Origin of the sequence: Burkholderia sp. MSMB1826, from assembly GCF_001526325.1 — a bacterium.
Taxonomy (GTDB): Bacteria; Pseudomonadota; Gammaproteobacteria; order Burkholderiales; family Burkholderiaceae; genus Burkholderia.
On the sequence record NZ_LOYN01000009.1, the window covers coordinates 1 to 511 of the forward strand.

The following is a 511-nucleotide window of genomic DNA, read 5'->3' on the forward strand; positions in this document are numbered from 1 at the left end:
AAGTTGAGCGCTCACGCTTATCGGCTGTAAATTTAAAGACAGACTCAGGGGTCTGTAGCTCAGTCGGTTAGAGCACCGTCTTGATAAGGCGGGGGTCGTTGGTTCGAATCCAACCAGACCCACCATTGTCTGACGTGTCGATGATCGTTGGCGCTTTAGCGCTTACGAGCATCCCATGCCGATAGGCGAACACACCTGAGGCATCTGTATTCATGGGGGCATAGCTCAGCTGGGAGAGCACCTGCTTTGCAAGCAGGGGGTCGTCGGTTCGATCCCGTCTGCCTCCACCAATCTTCAATGACAAGCGTTCGACTGCGTCGAACCTTTGTCATTGGCGATTGAGCCAGTCAGAGTGATACGTAGTAAGTATCGGCTGTCGTTCTTTAACAATCTGGAAGAAGTAAGTAATTTGGATAGCGGAAGCGTCTTTGAGATGGACGTGGAAACTATCCGGGTTGTGATTGTATCGATGTATCTCAAGATGATTCGAACTTCATGTTCGGCTCAATTT

General features: G+C 49.9%; 2 tRNA genes. Both read left to right on the forward strand.

Annotated features, from left to right (window positions below):
* Positions 1–48: 48 nt before the first annotated feature.
* A tRNA-Ile gene (locus WS95_RS02110) sits at positions 49–125 on the forward strand.
* 89 nt (positions 126–214) lie between these two features.
* A tRNA-Ala gene (locus tag WS95_RS02115) sits at positions 215–290 on the forward strand.
* Positions 291–511: the final 221 nt, after the last annotated feature.